This window comes from Pseudomonas sp. UW4, from assembly GCF_000316175.1.
Taxonomy (GTDB): domain Bacteria; phylum Pseudomonadota; class Gammaproteobacteria; order Pseudomonadales; family Pseudomonadaceae; genus Aquipseudomonas; species Aquipseudomonas laurylsulfatiphila.
Genome location: NC_019670.1, coordinates 3,489,877 through 3,507,025 on the forward strand (window position 1 = coordinate 3,489,877; position 17,149 = coordinate 3,507,025).

At 60.2% G+C, this 17,149-nt stretch carries 19 protein-coding genes and 2 pseudogenes; 14 read left to right on the forward strand and 7 right to left on the reverse strand.

Going from position 1 to position 17,149, the window contains the following annotated elements; genetic code table 11:
* Positions 1–45: 45 nt before the first annotated feature.
* Positions 46–1,167 carry a cytochrome P450 gene (locus tag PPUTUW4_RS15090; RefSeq protein WP_015095449.1) on the forward strand — a complete coding sequence of 374 codons (1,122 nt, stop codon included), beginning with the start codon at positions 46–48 and terminating at the stop codon, positions 1,165–1,167.
* A 7-nt stretch (positions 1,168–1,174) separates the two neighbouring features.
* Here the strand turns inward: PPUTUW4_RS15090 and PPUTUW4_RS15095 are convergent, their stop codons facing one another.
* Positions 1,175–1,651 (reverse strand): MEKHLA domain-containing protein, encoded by a 477-nt coding sequence (locus tag PPUTUW4_RS15095; RefSeq protein ID WP_015095450.1) that lies wholly within the window; start codon positions 1,649–1,651, stop codon positions 1,175–1,177.
* 200 nt (positions 1,652–1,851) lie between these two features.
* Between PPUTUW4_RS15095 and PPUTUW4_RS15100 the strand changes: the two genes are divergently transcribed.
* Together PPUTUW4_RS15100 and PPUTUW4_RS15105 are read left to right on the forward strand one after the other, a co-directional pair.
* Positions 1,852–2,913 (forward strand): M4 family metallopeptidase, encoded by a 1,062-nt coding sequence (locus PPUTUW4_RS15100; RefSeq protein WP_015095451.1) that lies wholly within the window; start codon positions 1,852–1,854, stop codon positions 2,911–2,913.
* Positions 2,910–3,233 carry a protealysin inhibitor emfourin gene (locus PPUTUW4_RS15105; protein WP_015095452.1) on the forward strand — a complete coding sequence of 108 codons (324 nt, stop codon included), beginning with the start codon at positions 2,910–2,912 and terminating at the stop codon, positions 3,231–3,233. The genes PPUTUW4_RS15100 and PPUTUW4_RS15105 overlap by 4 nt, the downstream gene beginning before the upstream one ends.
* 19 nt (positions 3,234–3,252) lie before the next feature.
* Here PPUTUW4_RS15105 and PPUTUW4_RS15110 read toward each other — a convergent pair whose 3' ends face one another.
* On the reverse strand, positions 3,253–3,591 hold the full coding sequence (locus PPUTUW4_RS15110; RefSeq protein WP_015095453.1) for an FKBP-type peptidyl-prolyl cis-trans isomerase: 339 nt from the start codon (positions 3,589–3,591) through the stop codon (positions 3,253–3,255).
* Between the two features lie 173 nt (positions 3,592–3,764).
* Here PPUTUW4_RS15110 and PPUTUW4_RS15115 point away from each other — a divergent pair, with 173 nt between their 5' ends.
* A complete protein-coding gene (locus PPUTUW4_RS15115; RefSeq protein WP_015095454.1) occupies positions 3,765–4,838 on the forward strand; it encodes a sensor domain-containing diguanylate cyclase in 1,074 nt (357 codons plus the stop codon).
* A 33-nt stretch (positions 4,839–4,871) separates the two neighbouring features.
* Positions 4,872–5,018, forward strand: a pseudogene (locus tag PPUTUW4_RS30270) (citrate-proton symporter); the annotation flags it as partial.
* Positions 5,019–5,031: 13 nt separating this feature from the next.
* Here PPUTUW4_RS30270 and PPUTUW4_RS15120 read toward each other — a convergent pair.
* Positions 5,032–5,372: pseudogene (locus PPUTUW4_RS15120) on the reverse strand (PrpF domain-containing protein); the annotation flags it as partial.
* 43 nt (positions 5,373–5,415) lie between these two features.
* Positions 5,416–6,333 (reverse strand): MerR family transcriptional regulator, encoded by a 918-nt coding sequence (locus PPUTUW4_RS15125; protein ID WP_015095456.1) that lies wholly within the window; start codon positions 6,331–6,333, stop codon positions 5,416–5,418.
* A 164-nt stretch (positions 6,334–6,497) separates the two neighbouring features.
* On the opposite strand from PPUTUW4_RS15125, the gene PPUTUW4_RS15130 reads away from it, so the two are divergent.
* From PPUTUW4_RS15130 to PPUTUW4_RS15160, 7 genes are all read left to right on the forward strand, one after another.
* Entirely contained in the window at positions 6,498–6,944 is a 447-nt protein-coding gene (locus PPUTUW4_RS15130; RefSeq protein ID WP_015095457.1) for a PAS sensor domain-containing protein, read from the forward strand.
* 125 nt (positions 6,945–7,069) lie between these two features.
* Positions 7,070–7,492 (forward strand): nuclear transport factor 2 family protein, encoded by a 423-nt coding sequence (locus tag PPUTUW4_RS15135; RefSeq protein WP_015095458.1) that lies wholly within the window; start codon positions 7,070–7,072, stop codon positions 7,490–7,492.
* A complete protein-coding gene (locus PPUTUW4_RS15140; protein ID WP_015095459.1) occupies positions 7,489–8,238 on the forward strand; it encodes an SDR family NAD(P)-dependent oxidoreductase in 750 nt (249 codons plus the stop codon). The genes PPUTUW4_RS15135 and PPUTUW4_RS15140 overlap by 4 nt, the downstream gene beginning before the upstream one ends.
* A 6-nt stretch (positions 8,239–8,244) precedes the next feature.
* Complete coding sequence (locus PPUTUW4_RS15145) at positions 8,245–9,492, forward strand: FAD-dependent oxidoreductase (RefSeq protein WP_015095460.1); 1,248 nt, start codon at positions 8,245–8,247, stop codon at positions 9,490–9,492.
* Positions 9,489–10,301 (forward strand): DUF1365 domain-containing protein, encoded by an 813-nt coding sequence (locus PPUTUW4_RS15150; protein WP_015095461.1) that lies wholly within the window; start codon positions 9,489–9,491, stop codon positions 10,299–10,301. The genes PPUTUW4_RS15145 and PPUTUW4_RS15150 overlap by 4 nt, the downstream gene beginning before the upstream one ends.
* On the forward strand, positions 10,276–11,535 hold the full coding sequence (locus PPUTUW4_RS15155; RefSeq protein ID WP_015095462.1) for a cyclopropane-fatty-acyl-phospholipid synthase family protein: 1,260 nt from the start codon (positions 10,276–10,278) through the stop codon (positions 11,533–11,535). The genes PPUTUW4_RS15150 and PPUTUW4_RS15155 overlap by 26 nt, the downstream gene beginning before the upstream one ends.
* Position 11,536: 1 nt before the next feature.
* Positions 11,537–12,025: a DUF2878 domain-containing protein gene (locus PPUTUW4_RS15160; RefSeq protein WP_015095463.1), complete on the forward strand. Its 489-nt coding sequence runs from the start codon at positions 11,537–11,539 to the stop codon at positions 12,023–12,025.
* Between the two features lie 55 nt (positions 12,026–12,080).
* Here the strand turns inward: PPUTUW4_RS15160 and PPUTUW4_RS15165 are convergent, their stop codons facing one another.
* From PPUTUW4_RS15165 to PPUTUW4_RS15175, 3 genes are all read right to left on the reverse strand, one after another.
* Positions 12,081–12,617, reverse strand: coding sequence for a DUF3833 domain-containing protein (locus tag PPUTUW4_RS15165; RefSeq protein WP_015095464.1), 537 nt, complete (start codon positions 12,615–12,617; stop codon positions 12,081–12,083).
* A 10-nt stretch (positions 12,618–12,627) separates the two neighbouring features.
* The gene (locus PPUTUW4_RS15170) at positions 12,628–13,122 is read right to left on the reverse strand and encodes a chalcone isomerase family protein (RefSeq protein WP_049810836.1); all 495 of its coding nucleotides are present in this window, start codon (positions 13,120–13,122) and stop codon (positions 12,628–12,630) included.
* Between the two features lie 417 nt (positions 13,123–13,539).
* Positions 13,540–14,280 carry a GntR family transcriptional regulator gene (locus tag PPUTUW4_RS15175; protein ID WP_015095466.1) on the reverse strand — a complete coding sequence of 247 codons (741 nt, stop codon included), beginning with the start codon at positions 14,278–14,280 and terminating at the stop codon, positions 13,540–13,542.
* Positions 14,281–14,396: 116 nt separating this feature from the next.
* On the opposite strand from PPUTUW4_RS15175, the gene PPUTUW4_RS15180 reads away from it, so the two are divergent.
* Together PPUTUW4_RS15180 and PPUTUW4_RS15185 are read left to right on the forward strand one after the other, a co-directional pair.
* Positions 14,397–15,752 carry a lyase family protein gene (locus PPUTUW4_RS15180; RefSeq protein ID WP_015095467.1) on the forward strand — a complete coding sequence of 452 codons (1,356 nt, stop codon included), beginning with the start codon at positions 14,397–14,399 and terminating at the stop codon, positions 15,750–15,752.
* Between the two features lie 73 nt (positions 15,753–15,825).
* Positions 15,826–17,127: a cation:dicarboxylase symporter family transporter gene (locus PPUTUW4_RS15185; protein WP_015095468.1), complete on the forward strand. Its 1,302-nt coding sequence runs from the start codon at positions 15,826–15,828 to the stop codon at positions 17,125–17,127.
* Positions 17,128–17,149: the final 22 nt, after the last annotated feature.

The following is a 17,149-nucleotide window of genomic DNA, read 5'->3' on the forward strand; positions in this document are numbered from 1 at the left end:
CTGGAGATAGTAGCAACACTTTCCAACAACAAAAGGCTGTGACCCATGGACCCGATCATCGCTGCGACCCATGCCGATCCTTATCCCTACTACGCACAACTGCGTGCCGAGGGTGGACTGGCTTTTCATCCGGGGCTGAACATGTGGGTGGCCAGCAGCGCCCGGGTGGTGGCTGCCGTGCTGGCACATGCCGATTGCCAGGTTCGTCCCGCGCTGGAGCCAGTCCCCAGGGCGATTGCCGATGGCATGGCCGGCCAGGTGTTCGGCCAATTGATGCGCATGAATGAAGGTGAGCGCCAGCATTGCCCACGGTCGGCGATTGCGCCGGGGCTGGATTTGATCGATACGCGGGAAGTCGAAAGTCTGGTCAGCGCCCGGTTGATCTCCGCCGACGCCGTCGGCCTGCACAACGCCATGTTCCGTGGGCCGGTGTGTGTGGTGGCGGCGTTGCTGGGATTCACCCCGGCTCAGGGTCGAATCATCAGCGAACTGACGGCGGACTTCGTGGCTTGCCTGTCGCCCTTGAGTACCTCGGCACAGCTGGCCGCCGCCCATGCCGCCGCCGAACAACTGAGCGGTTACTGTGCCGAGCTTTTGGCCGACCCGGACAACCACAGCCGCCTGCTTGCAGGCATCCGCCAGCGCTTCACCGGCGGCGCTCCGCAAACCCTGATCGCCAACCTGATCGGCCTGTTTTCCCAGACCTTCGAGGCCACTGCCGGACTGATCGGCAATGCCGTGCTGGCATTGATTCAACACCCGTCATTGCACAGCGAATCAACCTCTATCGAAGACCTGCTGGCCGAAGTACAGCGCTTCGACCCACCGGTACAAAACACCCGCCGCTTCGTCGCCGCCCCCTGCGAGATTGACGGCACAAGGCTGAATGCCGGGGATGTGATCCTGGTGCTGCTGGCCTCGGCCAATCGCGACCCGCAGCTCAACGACAACCCCGACACTTTTCTGCTCGACCGCCCGAACCGGCGCAGCTTCACTTTTGGTGCGGGGCGCCATCAATGTCCGGGGCAGTCACTGGCGTTGAGCATTGCTGGCGCTACCGTCCGGCAAATTCTGGCGATGAAGCCGGAATTGGACCGCCTGACCTGGCATTACCGCCCGTCCGCGAATGGACGAATTGCGCTGTTCAAGGATTGGCCGGTCGCTTGATCGACGATCAGTCCAACTGCCCAACCCGTGCAGCATCCGGCCAGAACAACGCCGCCTGCCCCAAACGCACACCCTGCTGATCAACCAGCGTCCACACCTTGCCTTCATGAATCATGAAGGCATTGCCCTGCCGATCCACCCGATAACCACTGTAGCCATGGGCAATGCCATGGGCCGTGACCTGCTCCAGGAGCGTCTGGCGCATGTCCCGGTCCAGCGGTGACGCACTGAAACGCGAAGGCATGCCGATGAACTGCTCGCGCGGGTACTTGAAACTGGCGAGGGCCTGCTCGTTGGCGTAATAAAACAGCGGATCGGCCTCGGTGCCATGGGCCAGCAAAGCAAAAGGCGCGTGAGCATGCAGCCAGGCCAGGCGCTCGTCCTCGCTCAGCGATTGCGGAGCCGGCAAGCGCGCACCGGTCCAGTGCCGGTAAGCGACATCCAGCTGTTGAACCATCTCCAGAAATTCATTGGCTGGCGACATGGGCTTCCTGTAAGGCGGGTGAGTTCAAACACAAAACCTGTGGGAGCGAGCGGGCTCGCGACAGTGGCGTGATATTCAACATCATTTTTGACCGACCTGTCGCTATCGCGAACCAGCTCGCACAAGGACCCGGTACGGAACCGAACGCGCGGTGCCCGGATCACATCAGTATCGACCGCTGTCACGCCAGGGATGCACGGATGAACGACTCACCAGCACTGCGCAGTTTTATCCCGCCCTACATTCTCAACCGCATCATCGCCCACGGCTCAGAACCGCAGCGCACGGCGGCGATGATCACCCTGCATCATGTGCAAAACCTGCTGCCCAATCCCGGGCCACCTTCGCGGCCGCCGGAGCGGGCGATTCTGCCGCCGCCCGGAAAGCCGGGAGTGGTCCAGCGCAGCCTGCACGACGCCCAGAACAAAATGCTGTTGCCGGGTATGCCGGTGCGAATGGAAGGCCAGCCGGCCACAGGCGATGCGGCCGTCGATGAAGCTTACGATGCACTGGGAGCCAGCTATGATTTCTTCTGGAAGGTGCTGCGTCGCGACTCGATCGATAACAAGGGATTTGCCTTGGTCGGCAGCGTGCATTATGGCCTGGGATACGAAAACGCCTTCTGGAATGGTGCGCAAATGGTCTTCGGCGATGGTGACGGGGAAATTTTCCAGCGCTTCACCCGCTCGCTGGATGTGGTCGCCCATGAGCTGGCCCATGGCGTGATCGAAAGCACGGCCGGACTGATCTACGCCAACCAGTCCGGGGCCTTGAACGAATCGCTGTCGGATGTGTTCGGCATCCTCACCAAGCAGTTCGTCCTTGGCCACACCGTCGAGCAGGCGGACTGGCTGATCGGGGCTGACTTGCTGACGCCAAAGATCAATGGCAGAGGCCTGCGTTCGATGTCCCACCCGGGCACGGCCTACGACGACCCGCTGTTGGGCAAGGATCCGCAACCGGATCACATGCGTGAATTCGTCATCACCCAGGAGGATAATGGCGGTGTGCACATTAATTCCGGCATCCCCAATCGCGCGTTTTATCTGGTGGCCAGAGCGCTTGGCGGGTTCGCCTGGAAGAAAGCCGGGGTGATCTGGTACGACGCCCTGTGCGACAAACGCCTGAATCCGGACGCCGATTTCGATGCCTTCGCCCGGCTGACCGTCGACCATGCCGCCCAACGCTTCGGTGCGCGAGAAGTCGAGGCCGTGCGCCAGGGCTGGGCTCAAACGGGCATCGAACTCACGGAGACCCTATGAAAACCCTGCCTGCATTGGGCGACGACGCCCGGGTTCGCCTCTCTCGCCAGGGCGGTTTCGCGGCGATTCACGCCTTGAGCCGCCCTCGGGAGATTGAGTTTGCGCAATGCGACATCAGCCAGCGCTCCCGCATCTGCTCGGTACTGGAGGGATGCCTGCCCCTGGACAGCACGGAATCCGGCCGTGGCGACCAGCGCTTTTACCAGATAGAGTTGAACTATCGGCTAGGCGGGCAGGAAGACCGGATGGTGCTTAAAGTGCCGGAGGACCAGGCACCGGGAGAGCTGGTCCATCTTTGGGATACGGGGCAGTTGCTGTAGTTCTCCCCGCCCCCACCGGTCAATCATCCCGCGTCAGCACTTCCAGCAATTCAATTTCGAAGATCAGGTTCGAATTCGGCGTGATCTTGCCCATGGTGCGCTCGCCATAGGCCAGGTGCGCCGGCACCAGCAACTTGCGCTTGCCACCGACCTGCATGCCCATGATGCCCTGGTCCCAGCCCTTGATGACCCGCCCGGTGCCGATCACGCACTGGAAGGGTTTGCCACGGCTATAGGAAGAGTCGAATTCGGACCCGTCCTCCAGCCAGCCACGGTACTGGGTGGTGATCAACGCGCCTTTTACCGCGGCTTTTCCGTCACCCAACTGAAGATCGATTACCTGAAGCTCGTCATTCATTTAATTCACTCGTATGCTCACTCGCCCTCAAGGGCCTGATGGGCGCCGTTTTCCCAGATTTGCCCGCGATTGGCAACCATTGCCGTCTGCGCGCGCCGCGTTCAAAGCTGTGTGCTGAACTAAAATAATCAACTATTACCCGTACGGTTCAACGCCCTGATGGCCATGCCCGAATGATCCTGCTCTGGACCAGCGTCATCCTTGGTTCAATGACGCTCACCCTGATCGTCGCGCTGATCTGGCGCGAACACTCACTGCACAAGCAACTGGCGCAGTACCGCGCAATCATCAACAGCCTGTCCGAAGGCCGGAACATCCATCAGGCTGGCGACGCCGAGCGCTTCAAGCGCAGCCAGTATTTCGCTCGCATCGGCACCTGGGATTGGGATGTCGACACCGACCGCCTGTACTGGTCCGACGCGATTTTCGGCATGTTCGGGTTCAAGATCGGCGAAGTGACGCCCTCCTACGCCCTGTTCTGCTCCTGCGTGCATCCTGACGACCGGCTGAGGGTCCGGGCCGGCGAACTGCGTTGCCTGGAAACCGGCGAAAACCATGATGAGGAATACCGCGTGGTCTGGCCCGACGGAACGATCCGCTGGCTGCGGGAAACCGGCAACGTGGTCAAGAATGACCACGACGAAACGATCAAGATGATGGGCGTGGTACGCGACATCACCGAAGAAAAGGCCTCGGCCAACTACCTCAAGCACCTGGCTCATTACGACCCGCTGACCGGCCTGGCAAATCGCCTGGTGCTCGAAGAGCGCCTGTCCGAAGCGCTGGAGCAGGCGCGCGCCAGCGCCACGCGGGTGGCGCTGGTGTTTGTCGATCTCAATGGTTTCAAGGCCATCAACGACCGCTATGGCCATGCCGCCGGCGACCGCGTGCTGGTCACTACCGCCACACGGCTCAAGCGCATCCTGCGCGGCACCGACACCGTCGCGCGGATCGGTGGCGACGAATTCGTGGTCATCCTCCAGGGCTTGCCCCAAGGCGAAAGCCTGCAAGATGAAGCGCGCAGCATCTGCCAGAAAATCTTCGTCGAACTCTCCCCGCCCGTCACCATCGGCAACGACCAGCGCCACATCGGCACCAGCCTGGGCGTCGCCGTGTTCCCCGATCATGCGCCGAGCATCGACCGCTTGCTGCACATTGCCGACCTGGCGATGTATGAGGCCAAGCGCAGCGGGAACAATCAGTATCGGCTGGGCACCGAGAGCGTGGTGCGGGCGCACAGCGAATAGCGCTTAGTCCCCGAATGCATTGATCCACTTTGCACATCAATGCTCGGTGCAGGCTTCCTGATGCGTCCGTTGGGCGCCGTGGTGCTGGGTGCCTATATCGATGACGTGGGTCGACGAAAAGGATTGATCGTGAATCTGTCGATCATGGCCAGCGGCACCATCCTGATTGTGCGGGTGCCCTTGAACACACCGCTTAATGTCCCTGCTGGCCTGCCCATAGCGTCCGCGGGACATATACAGCCCCGTCCAGCAACAATCGGGCCGTTCTCATCAGGCGGCAACTCATTAATCGATCATGTCCGGGATGAAGGTCCGGGTGCTCAGTGCTCCACCCGCTTGTGCTGGCGCAATCAGGCACATGTTGGGCACGTTACGCAGGCTCACGTCGCCCAGGTTCATACGCGGCCCGGCTTGCAGGCGGATCGATTCGAAGCGGGCCTTCAACTCAGTATCGGCATCCAGTTGTGCCGGACTCTCATAGCCACTCAGACCGAGGTCTTCAGCTCGGATCAGCACAACCGGCATGCCGTTGTCGAATGCAGTTTCAGGTAACCATCCTTACGTGGAACGACTGGATTCAAATTTGCAGTGTTCCCCTTACCAAGGCTTGCAGCCTGGGCAAAATACTCGCTTCGTCATTGCCCAAAATGGCAATCGAAGAACCACGCAACTCTGCCGTCGAAGCGGCAGCTGCGTCGCCGGCCAAGGCCACTGGGCACGTAACGCCCATTTGAAGGGCACGCAGTCGCTTGTGTGCATCTACCTGCAGTGGCGCCTGGACCCATAGCACCAGCGCGGCGGGCTGAATCGCTTCACACAGCAACGGCAGTTCTTCCAGAGGTTGGCCCGTGCCCAGCACCTCGATGCGCAACTGGTCACTACTCATCAACACACCGGCACACAACAGCTCCAATTCGCGCGCATGGCCCGAGCCATCTGCCAGCAGCACGCAAGCACCGTTGCTCTGGTTCATCTGCAGTCGCAACAACATCCGCGCGCGCAAGAAGGCGTCAAGGAACAACCACTGACTGCGTCGACCGAAATGATTACCGGATGCCAGGCTGCGCCAGACCGGCAGCAGAATAGCCTCCAGTGCAGTAGCTTTCGGATAGATCGTAAATAGTTGCCCGTGCAGGCGCTCCAGTTCAGCGCCATCAAAAGCCTGCGTGGCACGATGAACTGCCTCTTGCCACTGGACCAGGGGGGCTTCGGCCGAGCCCGATACAGTGATACCGGGCGTGTCCTGCTGCCGGACGAGCAAAGCGCCTATCTTGCTGATGGGCAGGCCCCGGCTGGTCCAGAGCATGATGCTACGAATATGTTCGATGTCCTGTTGCGAATACAGGCGATGCCCTCCCACAGTGCGTACCGGTCGGATCAGCCCGTGGCGGCGCTCCCATGCCCGCAAGGTAATCGGGTTGACGCCAGTCAGGCTGACGACTTCCCGCATGGGGAGCAAGGCGTCGTCGGAGGTGGATTCGATGGGCTCGGTCATTGAAAGTCGTTGCATCCTGAGTGTGTTGGCATTCTAAACCAGGCATGACACTTTTTAACCAGCACCCATCGATGCCCGACGGCACTGCGCCCTGCCATCTAGGCATGGCTGTCGCTGACGATTACGCTGTGAGGCAACCCCACGAATCAAAAAGAGCCCAGACCATGATTGAAGCCAAACTCCTACAACTTATGGTCGAAGCCTCCAATGACGGCATCGTCGTGGCCGAGCAGGAAGGCAATGACAGCATTCTCATCTATGCCAACCCCGCCTTCGAGCGCCTGACCGGCTACAGCGCCGACGAAATTCTCTACCAGGATTGCCGGTTCCTGCAGGCAGACGACCATGATCAGACCGGCCTCGAGGCAATCCGCAGTGCCATTCGCCTCGGCCAGCCTTGCCGTCAGGTGCTGCGCAACTATCGCAAGGATGGCAGCCCGTTCTGGAACGAGCTGTCCATCACTCCCGTGTACAACGATGCCGACCAATTGACCTACTACATTGGCATACAGCACGACGTCAGCGACAAGATTGCCGCGCTGGAAAGGATTCAGTCACTTGAGACCGAAGTGGCCGAGCTTCGCAGCAAACTGGCAAAGCTCGGTGGCTGACGACGCGTAGCGCTACGATCGACACAAAAATTGTACAAGAATATTGACTTGTACACTTTTCCCCGTAGGCTTCAGATAAACATGTACAAGTTTTCCGACTTGTACAATTTTTCCTGGAGCCTGCCATGTCTGCGTATCTCCACCACTTCGCCGAGACGTTCGCCACGCTGAACGCTGATTGCCTGGACAGACTGGGCGAGCTCTACAGCAACGACGTTCAGTTTCGTGATCCCCTGCATCAGCTGGATGGCTTGCCGGCGCTGCGCAGATACTTTGAAAAGCTGTACAGCAACGTCCAGGATATCCGCTACGACCTCCTTGACGTGGATGAAATCACCCCCGGCCACGGTTATCTGCGCTGGAACCTGCATTTTCGTCATCCGCGCCTGTCCCACGGCCAGCCGATCTGTCTGCAAGGCTGCAGCCACCTGCGCTGGGCGCAACATGTCTACCTGCATCACGACTACTTCGATGCCGGCGCCCTGCTCTACGAGCACATCCCGGTAGTTGGCGGGGTGATCGGCTGGATCAAGGGGAGGCTCGCATGAGCCGCTGCTGGCTGACAGGAGCCAGCAGCGGTCTCGGAGCCGCCCTGGCTGAACGGCTGCTGGAGCAAGGCCATGCGGTTGCCTTGGGTGGCCGGCGGGCGGAGGCATTGATGCCGCTAGTGCTGCGCTACCCCAGGGCCCTGCTCACTACCGGCGATGTGACTGACCCACGACAGGTCGCGGCCATCTGCGAGGACATCGAGCATGCATGGGGTGCGCTGGACCTGGTGATCCTGAACGCGGGCACCTGCGAATACCTTGTGCCGGGCAGGTTCGAGGCCGAGACAGTCGAGCGCGTGATGCGTACCAATCTGCTGGCAGTCAGTTACTGCCTGCAGGCGGCCCTTCCACTGCTGCGCCGCGGGCAGAGACCACACCTGGTAGTGATCGGCAGTTCGGTGACCTGGCTGGCGCTGCCGCGGGCTGGAGCCTATGGCGCTTCCAAGGCGGCCCTGCGTTATCTGGTCGAATCCCTGCGCCTGGATCTATGTGCCGAAGGCATTGATGTAACCTTGGTCAGCCCAGGGTTCATCGACACCCCCCTGACCCGGCGCAATACCTTTGCCATGCCACAACTCTGGACGGCCGACCGCGCCGCGCGGCATGTCGTCGCGCGCCTGAGGCGACGACCGCTGGAGATCAATTTTCCACGCCTCTTCATTCTCGTCCTGCGCTTGCTTGGCGCCCTGCCTGCGCGTTGGCGCCTGGCCCTGGGTCGCCGACTGGCGCGAACCGAACAGGAATAGCGTCATATGCGTATCGCCATTATCGGCAGCGGGATCTCTGGCCTGACCTGTGCCTATCTGTTGTCACGTCGCAATGAGGTAACCGTGTTCGAAGCGGCTGACTGGATCGGCGGTCATACCCATACGGTCGACATCGAATGGCAGGGCCGGCGTTATGCGGTAGACACCGGTTTCATCGTCTTCAACGACTGGACCTATCCCAACTTCATCCGCTTGATGGATCGCCTCGGAGTCGTCTCACGCCCCACCGAGATGAGCTTTTCCGTGAACGATCCGCAGAGCGGCCTGGAATACAACGGCAACAACCTGGACACCCTCTTCGCCCAGCGCGGCAATCTGCTGTCGCCGGGCTTCTGGGGTATGTTGCGCGATATCGTGCGCTTCAACCGCCAGGCGGTGGCCGACCTTGACAGCCACCGCATCGAGCCGGGCATGAGTCTTGGCGATTACCTGTACACGCGAGGCTACGGGCAGCGCTTCATCCATCACTACATCGTACCCATGGGCTCGGCCATCTGGTCGGTATCACGGGCCGATATGCTGCGCTTTCCACTGCACTTCTTCATCCGTTTTTTTCGTAACCATGGCCTGCTCTCGATCAGCCAGCGGCCACAATGGCGAGTGATCGAGGGTGGCTCGCGCAGCTATGTGGCACCGTTGTGCAAGACCTTCAGCGAGCGCATTCGGCTCAGTTGCCCGGTGCTGAGCGTCCGCCGGGACGATAGCGGCGCGATGATCACCAGTGCGGCAGGCCATGAGCGTTTCGACAAGGTCGTGTTCGCCTGCCATAGCGACCAGGCTTTGGCGCTGCTGGAGAAACCTACGACCACCGAGCACGAGGTGCTAGGTGCCCTCGGCTACGCCGCCAACGAAGTATTGCTTCACACCGACATCCGCCTGCTGCCCAGCCGGCGCAAGGCCTGGGCCAGCTGGAACTATCGCCTCGGTGGTCCCGCGCACGCCCCTGCAGCCGTGACCTATAACATGAACATTCTGCAAGGCCTCGACGCCCCGGTGACCTTCTGCGTAAGCCTCAATCAGGGCGATTGCGTGGACCCGTCGCAGGTGCTGGCGCGATTCAATTATGCACATCCCCAATACAGCCTTGCCGCCATGGCAGCCCAGGCACGCCAGGGTGAGCTACAGGGAACCCGGCACAGCTACTTCTGCGGCGCTTATTGGGCAAACGGCTTCCATGAGGATGGCGTGGTCAGCGCGCTGGACGTCGCCCAACGGTTCGGGGAGCGCCTGTGAACAGCAGCCTTTGCAACGGTTGGGTCAGCCACCGGCGCCTGCTCCCGCGATTCCATGGATTCCGTTATCGCATCGGCATGCTTTATCTGGATCTGGATGAACAGGATCTGTTGCCGGGCCTGTCCCCGTTACTCGGTGCTTCTCGCCTGGCACCGTTGTGCTGGCGAGAAACCGATTACCTGCCAGCCTGGACTCGTCGCGGTATCTCCTTGAAGGAAGCTGTGCGCGAAGTAGTGGCCAAGTCCTTGGGCCAGGCGCCCTGCGGCAGCATTCATTTGCTGACCCAGCCGCGCAGTTGGGGCATTTCCTTCAATCCGGTCAGTTTCTACTTTTGCCACGACAGTGACGGTCTCCTGGCGGCGATTGTGCTGGAGGTACGTAACACCCCTTGGCGTGAACGCTTTCACTACGTGTTGTCTGTGCTGCCCGGTCAGCCCCGGCAGTTCTCGGTCGAGAAGGCATTCCATGTCTCGCCATTTCTGCCAATGGATATGCAGTACCACATGCGCTTTTACATCGATGACGCGCACATGCGCATCCACATGGAAAACCGCCGCGAAGGGCAAAAAGTCTTCGAGGCCGACCTGGCCCTGAAGCGCCAGCCGCTGGATGCCTCAGCACTACGACGCCACGTACTGGCCTTCCCGTGGATGAGCCTGCGCACCCTCGGCGCCATTTATTGGCAAGCCATGCGCCTGTTGCTCAAGCGCACCCCGCTCTATGCCCACACAACCCGTCAGAGCAGCCAAAACCCTGGCCATCACGTCAACGAGGAGCCCGAGCATGTCCGATCCAACTCTGAGCGTTAGCAAATCCTTGGGCCTGGCGCCGTTATTCGGCGGTCTGGCCAGGAGCGCCGTGCTCACTCAGCTTCGCAACCTGCGCCAAGGCCGTCTGCGCCTGATCTGCCAAGACAGGCAGTGGCTGTTCGGCGACGTCGGCAGCGCGCTGCATGCCGAGGTCGAGATCTTCGACGAGACAGCCTGGGGCATGGTGGCTGCCAACGGCTCGATCGGTGCCGGCGAAGCTTACATCCATGGCTACTGGCGCAGTCCGGACCTGGCCGCGGTCACTCGCCTCTTTGTCGCCAACATTGAGGTGCTCGACGCCCTTGAAGGCGGGTTGGCGCGCCTGGGCCGTCCGATCCAGCGCCTGCTGCATTGGCTGAACCGCAACAGCCGGCGCGGCTCGCGACGCAACATTCTCGCCCATTACGATCTGGGCAATGCCTTGTTCGAGCGCCTGCTGGACCCGACCATGATGTACTCGGCAGCCATGTTCGATAGCCCGGAACAGAGCCTGGAGCAGGGCCAACTGAACAAGCTGGAGCGTATCTGCATCAAACTCGCGCTGCGTCCTGACGATCATCTGCTCGAGATCGGTACCGGTTGGGGTAGCCTGGCGATCCATGCCGCCACCCGCTACAGATGCCGGGTGACCACCACCACGTTGTCCGACGCGCAGTACGCCCATACCCTGCAGCGCGTCCAGGATCTTGGTCTGCAGGACCGCATTACCGTCCTGCGCGAGGACTACCGCGACCTGGGCGGACGCTTCGACAAGCTGGTCTCTATCGAGATGATCGAGGCGGTCGGGCACCGCTATCTGCCTGTTTACTTTCAGCGCTGCGCATCACTGCTCAAGGATGACGGCTTGATGCTGCTGCAGGCCATCACCATCCGTGACCAGCGTTATGAACAGGCCAGGCGGTCGGTAGATTTCATTCAGCGCTATATCTTTCCCGGTGGTGCCCTGCCCTCCCTGAGCGTCATGCTGCAGACCGCCAGTTGCCATACCACGTTGAACCTGGTGCACATGGAGGACTTCGGCCTGGACTATGCGCGGACACTGCAGCACTGGCGCGACAACTTGCGTCAGTCGCGCACCGCCTTGACCGAGCTGGGCTATGACGACACCTTTCAGCGCCTCTGGGAGTTCTACCTGTGTTACTGCCAGGGTGGTTTCGAGGAGCGTACTATCGGCGTCGCGCAACTGCTCTGGGCAGCTCCGGCCGCACGCCGCGCAGCGCTGCCGGGCGCCTGATTTGAGCCGGGCCTGGTTGATCGGCAACGCGCTATGGATGCAGGCCGCCTGGTGGGCTTGCGTACTGAGCGAGCGCCATCCTTGGCTGCTACTCCCCGTGGTGGCAGGCCTGCTGGTGCATGTGGCTGCTTGCCCACGACCGGGCGACGAAGCAACCACTCTGGCCTGTGTGGGGATGGCAGGCTGTTTACTGGATGCCAGCCTGGGTGCGCTCGGAGTCTTCGAATTTGCCCGGCAACCCCTTCCCCTGTGGCTTGCGATGCTGTGGCTGGTACTGGCCAGTGGGCTTCGCCACAGCCTGGCCTGGGCTCGACGTCCCATCTGGTACGGGGCGCTACTGGGCCTGTGCGGTGGCCCCCTGGCTTACATCGCCGGTGCAACGCTGGCCGGTGTAGGCCTGCCTTGGGGCACCCTTGGCACGGCCCTGCTGCTTGCGCCGCTGTGGGCTGTATGGATGCCAATCATCCTGCGACTGGCTGCGTCCCGCTGATAAACAACAGCTTTTGAATGCGTGAATATCACCTGCTTTGCCGGTGATTGAGGGTTTACGGAAGCGACTGCGGCTGACGGCGGAAGAACAGGGTCACTTGTCCCAACTCGACGCCAAGCTTGCTCATACTCGAGCGATTGATCATCGTGTCTTCGTCCATCAGGTACATCCAGTCGTCCAGATCCACTTCCCAATGCCTGCCGTCAACCGGCAGGTCAAGGCGATAGCGCCAGCGCAGCGCGTTGCCAGCGATCTCTCCGCTGGCCTCTCCAACTACGTCGTCTGCTCGACCACGCCAACGCCCGGCGCCGGCCGGTTCCAGCGTCCAGACGCGTCGCTGACGCGTGCCATCGCTGTAGAGAAATCGCTCGTCGAGGATCAACTGCCGGCCCTTGACGCGGCTTTCAATCTGGACATGGAAGCGCTTGACCACCTCGCCCGAGCGATTCTGGAACAGACCCCAAGCCTGTACCGGCCGAGAGAAGAACGCCACGAGATCCAGCGTCGGTTGCTCCTTTGCGTAGTGCTCCACGCCAACGTTGTTACAGCTGACCAGCAACAGGCCAGCGAGCAGTACCAGTATTTGACGCATCAAAACCTCCTCACTCCGCCGGCCCGGCCATTCCCAGCAGTCGTTGACGCAGTTGCTTGTCCCGAGTGCGCGGATCAAGCCAGATGTCGAAGAAGGCGCGGGCGAATGCAGGGTCATCGACCCGCCGGCGCAGCTGGCCATCGACGAAGAAAGTGCAGCCCTTGCCGGGATGGTAGACCCCGGTGATGCGCATTCCGGGCCGAACATCGACGAAGGCTTCACGCATTTCACTGGACCAGCGTTGGAGGGTGGACTCCTCTGGACGAGCCTCTGCCATGCGCTCCATTTCATTGAGGCTGACCTCCACCAGCGTGTCCCGGGAAAAGGCACGGTGATAAGTCAGTTCGAGTGCAAAGGGCTGATCCCAGGTCAGCGACAAACCAGAGCTCCACAATCGCGCGGTGTATAGACGCACGCCGAACCAGGTAAAGTCGCCGCTGCCCACCAGACGCCTATCGGGCAGCGCGGGATGCCAATCCGCCCAGGCAGGCACGGCGAGCAACATCGCGAACAGCCAGCATATCGACAGACGATGTTCGAGAAAGCGTCTGGAATCAGCCACGTTCATCAACGTCTCGGCCCTTGTTAAAATTCTATACAAGATTAGCTAACTGTATAGTTTTTACACTATCAGTACACAACGTGTACAACTTTTTCGGCCCGCAGGGCTGCGCGTCATCACATCCTCACTATTCGAATCAGGCCCCAAGCTGGTTGCGCTTGCGCGCAACGCGCCATGCCTGGCGCACCCATAAAAATGGCCCTCGAAGGGCCATTTTTGTGCTCAAACCAGACTCTCTTCGTCAACCAAGACTCAACGACAGCAGAGCCGCATCAGAAGTAGATCTCGGGGCCGGATACTTGATAAGCCGCCCCCTCATAAAACTGAAATCTCAGATTTTGCAGTCAAAATATAGACCTTCTACGTGGGCAGATTCCTTTCTCTTCTCATCTGGGAAACCAACGTAAATCGATCCTGAGGATGGGTAGTTTCCGACACCACCATCACTGCCCCCTCCTCGTCACGATACTGGCGAAGAATGTTCAAACCCGGGGAACCGGCTTCGGCATTGAGGCTCTTGGAAATCTCGGGGGACAGCAATACCGCACGTACTTGCTGATCCACCACATCGATGTGTCGACCAAAATGCTGCTCAATCAAAGCAGCGATCAGCTCGTCAGGATGCTGCTCGGCCAGCTCGATGACTTCAGAGTAAATGTCCTGGGCATACACGTCAGTCCAGCACAGTGGCGCACGCAAGTTCTCCTGGTCGACCCGGATGCTCGACACACAAAAGTAATGCTCCCCAGGTTCCAGGCCCAGTCGCTTGGCTAGCGCGATGTCTGCCACAAAGTGCTGCACGCTCTGAATACTGCGCACTTGGGTTTCGGCCAGATGAACCAGGTCTGATACCGAAGCCAGCGACTGCGAATAGCCGCCCTTGGGTGTGGCGGACTCAACCCGGGTGCCCACCCGTTTTCGCCGTGACACCAGCCCCTGATTCTGCAATTGGGTGATCGCTGCACGCACCGTATGTCGGCTCACATCATATAGCTCGCACAGCTCAAATTCGGTTGGCAGCAACGTCCCAACCGGGAATTTCCCGCTGGAAATCCCTTCCATCAAGTCTTTTGCAACGACCGCATAGCGCGTCTGGTTCATACCTTTCATCAGTCCCGAGCGTTCACCGAGTTGACAGTGTATCAGTGAGCACGTAAGAATTATGTACGTACATATCAAATATGTCCGATCAATAACAAACATATCAGGATTACCCCATGTCCAGTACTGTCTTCGACTCCGCCCTCTTTCGCGACATGTTCGGCACCGCCGAGATGCGCGGTGTGTTTTCCGACAAAGCCTTGATCGAACGCTACATCGAAGTGGAAGTGGCATTGGCCCGCGCCGAAGCACGCTGTGGGGTAATCCCGAAGCAGGCCGCCGAACAAATCGCTGAACTGGCGACCTATGCCTCCCTCGACTTGGCGCTGATGCAGCACGAAACCGAAATTGTCGGTTACCCGATCCTGCCGTTGGTTGAACAACTGTCGAAAACCTGTGGCGAAGCCGGCCGCTACGTCCATTGGGGTGCTACCACCCAGGACATCATGGACACCGCAGTCGTCTTGCAGGTGCGCGCAGCACTGGCATTGGTCGAGCGCGATATTCAGGCTATACGTGGCTTATTGGCCGATCTCGCCAAGCGCTATCGCGACACCCCTATGGCGGGCCGGACTCACTTGCAACATGCCTTGCCGATTACCTTCGGCTACAAATGTGCGGTGTGGTTGAGCATGTTCGACCGCCATGCCGAGCGCCTGGTGGAACTGCGCCCACGGGTGGAAATCGGTCAGTTCGCCGGCGCGGCAGGCACACTGGCGTCTCTGGGTGACAAAGGTCTGGAAGTCCAGGAAGCCTTGATGGCTGAACTGGGTCTGGGCGTGCCACAAGCCACTTGGCACGTAGCCCGGGACGGCCTGGCCGAAACCCTGAATTTCCTCGGGCTGGTCACCGGATCCCTGGGCAAAGTCGCCCTCGACGTCATGATGATGATGACCAGCGAGTTGGGTGAAGTGTACGAGCCCTTCGTCAAAGGTCGCGGTGCCAGCAGCACCATGCCGCAAAAACGTAACCCGATTTCCTGCGAATTGATGTATGCCGCTGCCAAGGGTGTGCGTCAGCACGCAGGCCTGATGCTTGATGCAATGATTCAGGACTTCGAACGCTCCACCGGCCCTTGGCAGGCCGAATGGATTGCCATTCCTGAAGCTTTCGCCTTGAGCGCTGCATCCCTCGGCCAGGCGAAATTCATGCTCGCTGGCCTGGAAGTTCGTACCGAACGCATGCGCAGGAACCTCGACATGACCCAGGGCCTTATCGTCGCTGAAGCCGTGATGATGGGCCTGGCTCCGGCGCTGGGCCGCCAGGTGGCGCATGACGTGGTGTATGCCGCCTGCCGCATGGCGAACGATGAAGGCACCAGTTTGCTCGATGCCTTGCTCGCTCAAGGTGAAGCCACGGCGCAACTGGATATCGAGGAACTCCAGCGCCTGACTGATCCGGCCAATTATCTGGGTCTTGCCCCCCAGATGGTCGACATAGCCCTGGCTCGCGAGGGTTCCGTCAAGCGCTGAATTCACGGGGCTCGTCGCTGATCGAGCCCCCTTCTGCACTTTACTCGCCAATAAGAACAACGAGATCGCAGACATGACCACAGTCAACAAAAAGCCGTTCTACAAAGACCTCACCTTTCAAGTTATCGCCGCCATGGTGCTGGGGATTGCCTTCGGCTTCCTGGCCCCGGAACTGGCCGCCAAGTTCAAAATCCTCGGCGACATTTTCCTCAAGCTGATCAAGACCGCCGTGGCGCCCCTGGTGTTTTTCACCGTCGTCCACGGCATTGCCTCGGCGGGCGATATCAAGCGTGTCGGCAAGGTCGGTTTGCGGGCGCTGATCTACTTCGAAGTCGTGTCCACTATTGCCCTGGCCCTCGGCCTGCTGTGGGGCAACCTGCTGAACATCGGCTCGGGCATGCACGACGCTCATCCGAGTAGCGCGACGGCAGCGGCGGCCAGCGCGGCAGTTGCCAAGGGGCACGCGCCCGCCTCGACCATGGACTTCATCTACGGGATCTTCCCTGATAACTTCGTCGGCGCTTTCGCTGGCGGTCAGTTGCTGCAAGTGCTGGTGATTTCGGTGCTGTTCGGTTTCGCCTTGCTCGCGCTGAAACCCGAGCGTCGCAGCGTCATCGAAGACGGCTTGAGCCGGATCTCCGAGTGCTTCTTCGAGTTCATCAACCTGATCATGAAGTTCGCCCCGCTCGGTGCCTTTGGTTCCGTGGCATATGCCGTAGGTGCCAATGGCAGCGCTGTGCTGATGTCATTGGCCAACCTGGTGCTGATGTTCTACGTCTGCGTCGCGTTCTTCATCTTCGTGGTATTGGGCGTGGTCTGCCGTATTTCAGGCTTCAGCCTGTGGCGATTCCTCAAGTACATCAAAGATGAGATTTTCATCGTTCTCGGTACTGCTTCCTCGGAAAGCGCCCTGCCACGTCTGCTGCAAAAACTTGAGAAATTCGGTTGCTCCAAACAGAGCGTCGGTCTGGTCCTGCCTACCGGTTATGCCTTTAACCTCGATGGCACCTCCATCTACATGTCGCTCTGCGTGCTGTTCATCGCCAATGCCTACGGCGTGCCGATGAGCTGGGAGCAACAGTTGGGCACCATTGCCATCATGCTGGTGACTTCAAAGGGTGCAGCTGCGGTTTCCGGTGGCAGTTTCGTGGTGTTCGCCGCCACGGTAACAGCCATTGGTGTATTGCCGGTGGAAGGCCTGGCCTTGTTGTTTGGCGTGTACCGCTTCATGTCCATGGCCATTGCCACTTGCAACACCATCGGCAATAGCGTGGCGACGGTAGTGGTTTCGAAATGGTCGGGGGAATTTACCGAGCAGACTGCCAAGGCCGAATACAACCGAGTGTTCGGGCGTAATCCAGAGGCGGCGCTTTAACCGGTCAATGACTGTCTTTGGG